General features: G+C 64.0%; 6 protein-coding genes. 3 read left to right on the top strand and 3 right to left on the bottom strand.

Features of this window, described 5'->3' with window-relative positions; genetic code table 11:
* The 3 genes from EOA38_RS29715 to EOA38_RS29725 all read left to right on the top strand — a co-directional run.
* On the top strand, positions 1 to 728 hold a 728-nt coding region (locus tag EOA38_RS29715), incomplete at its 5' end, for an NADP-dependent isocitrate dehydrogenase (protein WP_127300917.1).
* A 3-nt stretch (positions 729 to 731) separates the two neighbouring features.
* Complete coding sequence (locus EOA38_RS29720) at positions 732 to 1469, top strand: hypothetical protein (RefSeq protein WP_127300918.1); 738 nt, start codon at positions 732 to 734, stop codon at positions 1467 to 1469.
* Positions 1470 to 1472: 3 nt separating this feature from the next.
* Positions 1473 to 2099 carry a glutathione S-transferase family protein gene (locus tag EOA38_RS29725; RefSeq protein ID WP_127300919.1) on the top strand — a complete coding sequence of 209 codons (627 nt, stop codon included), beginning with the start codon at positions 1473 to 1475 and terminating at the stop codon, positions 2097 to 2099.
* 33 nt (positions 2100 to 2132) lie between these two features.
* Here EOA38_RS29725 and EOA38_RS29730 read toward each other — a convergent pair whose 3' ends face one another.
* The 3 genes from EOA38_RS29730 to EOA38_RS29740 form a co-directional block, all read right to left on the bottom strand.
* The gene (locus EOA38_RS29730) at positions 2133 to 2612 is read right to left on the bottom strand and encodes a DUF2269 domain-containing protein (protein WP_127300920.1); all 480 of its coding nucleotides are present in this window, start codon (positions 2610 to 2612) and stop codon (positions 2133 to 2135) included.
* Positions 2609 to 3904 (bottom strand): SDR family oxidoreductase, encoded by a 1296-nt coding sequence (locus EOA38_RS29735; RefSeq protein ID WP_127300921.1) that lies wholly within the window; start codon positions 3902 to 3904, stop codon positions 2609 to 2611. The genes EOA38_RS29730 and EOA38_RS29735 overlap by 4 nt, the downstream gene beginning before the upstream one ends.
* Before the next feature lie 7 nt (positions 3905 to 3911).
* The coding region (locus EOA38_RS29740; RefSeq protein ID WP_145966119.1) for a DHHA1 domain-containing protein at positions 3912 to 4070 on the bottom strand (159 nt) is incomplete at its 5' end.

Consider the following 4070-nt stretch of genomic DNA (forward strand, 5'->3'; position numbering starts at 1 on the left):
CAGTGATCGAGCATGACGTTTACGACGCGCCCTCCTCCGGCGTCGCCATGGCCATGTACAATCTCGACGAGTCGATCCGCGAATTCGCCCGCGCCTCGCTGAACTACGGCCTGCTGCGCAACTATCCGGTCTACCTCTCGACCAAGAACACCATCCTCAAGGCCTATGACGGCCGCTTCAAGGACATCTTCCAGGAAGTCTACGAGAAGGAGTTCGAGGCCGAGTTCAAGGCGAAGAAACTCTGGTACGAGCACCGGCTGATCGACGACATGGTGGCCTCCAGCCTGAAATGGTCGGGCGGCTACATCTGGGCCTGCAAGAACTATGACGGCGATGTGCAGTCGGACACGGTGGCGCAAGGTTTCGGCTCGCTCGGACTGATGACCTCCGTGCTGATGACGCCGGACGGCAAGACCGTGGAAGCGGAAGCCGCGCACGGCACGGTCACCCGCCACTACCGCCAGCACCAGAAGGGCGAGGAGACCTCGACCAACTCGATCGCCTCGATCTTCGCCTGGACGCGCGGCCTCGCCCATCGCGCCAAGCTCGACGACAACGCCGAGCTGAAGCGCTTCGCCGAGACGCTGGAAAAGGTTTGCATCCAGACCGTCGAGTCCGGCTTCATGACCAAGGACCTGTCGCTGCTGATCGGCCCCGACCAGCCCTGGCTGTCGACCACCGGCTTCCTCGACAAGATCGACGAGAACCTGCAGAAGGCCATGGGGTGAGAAGTGCCGAGCATTGTTGCCAGCGAAAGGGTCCGCCTTTGCGCTGGCAATAACGCCGATCTCTGTCAGGCTATTTTCAAGGCGCATGGGCTAAGTGATCTGAGGAACGACTTCGTCTGGTCCAGCGACCGGCAAGCACCTCCTTACTACCCCAATGTCGCTACTCTGGATGCCGATGCCGTAGCGGTCCAACTTGCGGAAATAGCCAGACTGACATCCGTCCTTGCTACCAGCTTTTCGGTCAAGGACGGGTTCTGCCGTCTCGATCTCCAACCGCTCGGGTTCAGTCAGCTCTTCGAAGCAAGCTGGATCTGGACGGACCTAAGTCATCCGACGACGACGCCTTCCGGTTGGGAGCGTGTTGAGGATGCTGCCAGCTTGGAGATGTGGGAGTTTGCCTGGGCGGATCGCGCAAGTCCCTCCAACGGCCGTGTCTTTCCAGCGGCAGTCCTGGCCGACCCCGCAATCGCTATCCTTGGCCGACGGACGGCTGACGGCTTTGCCTCCGGCTGCATAGCCAATAGATCTGAGTTGGTGACTGGGTTGTCAAATGTCTTTGCCACGGATGGCAGTCCGACATATCGGGATGCAGTGCGGGCAGCAGCCAATGCGTTTGCTGGATATCGCGCGCTGGTAGCGTATGACCGCGACGCCGGGTTGGATGAAGCACTGGCCTGCGGCTTTCAGGCCGCCGGCCCGCTGCGTGTCTGGATACGGGACAGCCGAGACAAAGAGGAATAGCAAATGACAAAGCCGATCCTCTACGGCGCCGACTACAGCGTCTATGTCCGCATCGCCCGGATGACGCTGGAGGAAAAGGGCGCCGACTACGAGCTCGCCCCTGTCGACATATTCGCCGCCGACGGCATTCCGGCCTGGTATCTCGAGCATCACCCGTTCGGCCGCATCCCGGCCTTCGAGCACGACGGTTTTCGGCTGTTCGAGACCAGCGCGATCGCGCGCTATGTCGACGAAGCCTTCGACGGTCCGCCCCTGCAACCGGCCGACCCGCGCGGCCGCGCGAGGGTGGACCAGATTATCGGTATGCTCGATGCCTATGGCTACCGCGCCATGGTCTGGGACGTCGCGGTCGAGCGGCTGGAAAAGATGCCGGCCGATGAGAGCCTGATCGCCGGCGGGCTCGGCCAGGCCGAGACCGTGTTGAAGGTACTGACGTCGCTGAAGGCCGAAGGCCCATGGCTGCTTGGCGACCAACTGACGCTGGCCGACCTGCACGCCGCGCCGATCATCGCCTATTTCGTCAAGGTTGCCGATGGGCGCGACTTGCTGGAGCGCTTCGCGGATATCGAGGAGTGGTACATGCGCGTCGCCGCCCGCCCGAGCTTTGTCAAGACCGAGAAGGCCGGTTGACGCAGGCATCTCGGCCTGCAGCGGGTGGCCGCTCTAAAACCCGATCTCGGGCCTGGTTACCATCAGCCAGAGGATCGCAACCACGGCGCCAAAGGCAGGAAAGCCGAAGGCGAACCAGATGCGGAAGAGGCGCTTTTCCTCGTCCGGCAAAGGAGCCCGTTCACGCGTAGCCTGCCGTGCCAGATCGCGTATACGCATCTGGATCCAGACGACCGGCAGCCAGAATGCGCCGGCAACGGCATAAAGCAGCAACGAAAGCACGATCCAGCCTTGGCTGAGTGGCCATCCCATCTCGCGCGCCAGCAACGCGCCGGTGATCGGCTGGACCACGACAGCCGTCGCCGTGAAGATGGCGTCGGCAATCACGACTGTCCCGGCGACATGAGCGACGATCTCGGGCTTGCCGGTCCGCTGCGCCATCAGCATGAAGAACGCTATGCCGGCACCGGTGCCGAACAGCGCCGTGGCACCAATCACGTGCAGCCAGCGCAATATGTCGGCCCACAGGCTCATCGCTCTTCCAAAATCACCAGCGCCACCAGGACGAGGCAAAGCATGGGTACGGCCTTGACGATGGCCCCGAGAGGATCGAGCCACAGATCGGGAGCAAGCATGGTCGCAGCCGCAAGATAGAGCAAAGTGATGGCGACCATCGCCAGCAGCACCAATCGTGCGAGGGGTCGCACGACAACCGCGGCGCCGACAACGATGTCCGCTACGCTTCCCGCAAGAACCATTCCAAGCGCAGCGGCGGGCGGCAGGCCGCGCGAGACGAGAATGTCGGCGGCCGCATCGTGCCGGGCGAGCCCGACAACGCCTGAAGCCAGCCAGAACGTCGACAGGATGGCAAACACGATCGGCTTCAGCAGCCAAAGACGCGCGAACCATCGCTCCTGAACATGCGCCGGCATTACCGCCAGCGTTGCTTCCAAAGGCTGCGGAGGGCGGCCCGTGATTTCGGCCCAGGGTTTCGGGTTACCGGTCACGCCCTTCTCGAGCGCGGCAAGCGCCGCGCTGCGCAAGGGAGATCGCCACCCGAGAAGGCCGAGTCGATCCGCGACTATGCCAGCGAGCCGGCCGACAATCGCCGGCACTGCCACGACCGGCGCCTTGGGCAGGCCGAGCCAGGCTCGGAATTCAAGGAGGACGGCGCCAAGAGGTCTGGCCCGTTCCTCGACAAGATCGATGATCTGCCCGCGCGCCAGGGACCCGCCAACGGCGCGCGATACCGCCTCGGCGACATCCGCGACAGACACCGTCTGGATCGGTCGATCCGCAAGCACGGCTGGCACGAACCATGGAAACGCAGCCAGCGCACGCAACAAAGCCGTTCCGCCATAAGCGCCCTGCGCGATGACCAGGCCTGGCCGCAGGATCGTCCATTCCAAGGAGGATGACGCGACAGCGCGATCACCTTCGGCCTTGGTCCGAAAGAATGCGTTGTCGGAATCGAGATCGGCGCCGATCGCCGAAATCTGCACCAGTCGGCGTACACCGGCCTGTTCGCAAGCAGTAACGAGAGCAGCGACCGACCGCCGATGGATGGCGTCCAGATGATCGCGCGAGCCGTCCTGCAAAGCACCGGCGGCGTTCACAACCGCCTCCACGCCGGCCAATAAGGGAATCCAGTCCGCTGCCGCGAGCAATCGCGACATGTCCGCCGCGACCCATTGGGGACGTGGCTTGCGACGCCGCGCCGGCACGATGTCACGGCCAAGCCCGACCAGGTCGTGGCCGTCTTCAATCAATCGTTCAAGGACGGCTTCTCCGATCAGGCCGTAGCCGCCAAGAACGAGGACCTTCATCGGGCCGTCACGCGGCTTCGAGCGCCGCCCTTACCGCCGCGATAGCGTCGTCCGCTTTGGACGCGTCGGGGCCGCCGGCCTGCGCCATGTCGGGACGCCCGCCGCCGCCCTGCCCGCCTAGCGCGGCAGAGGCGACGCGGACGAGATCGATGGCGCTGAAACGGCC

The organism is Mesorhizobium sp. M1E.F.Ca.ET.041.01.1.1 (genome assembly GCF_003997355.1).
Classification (GTDB): domain Bacteria; phylum Pseudomonadota; class Alphaproteobacteria; order Rhizobiales; family Rhizobiaceae; genus Mesorhizobium.

Bases quoted from the DNA above. Each gene is read 5' to 3' on its own strand.
- EOA38_RS29730 (WP_127300920.1), bottom strand. From the start codon at position 2,612: ATGAGCCTGTGGGCCGACATATTGCGCTGGCTGCACGTGATTGGTGCC.
- EOA38_RS29735 (WP_127300921.1), bottom strand. From the start codon at position 3,904: ATGAAGGTCCTCGTTCTTGGCGGCTACGGCCTGATCGGAGAAGCCGTC.
- EOA38_RS29725 (WP_127300919.1), top strand. From the start codon at position 1,473: ATGACAAAGCCGATCCTCTACGGCGCCGACTACAGCGTCTATGTCCGC.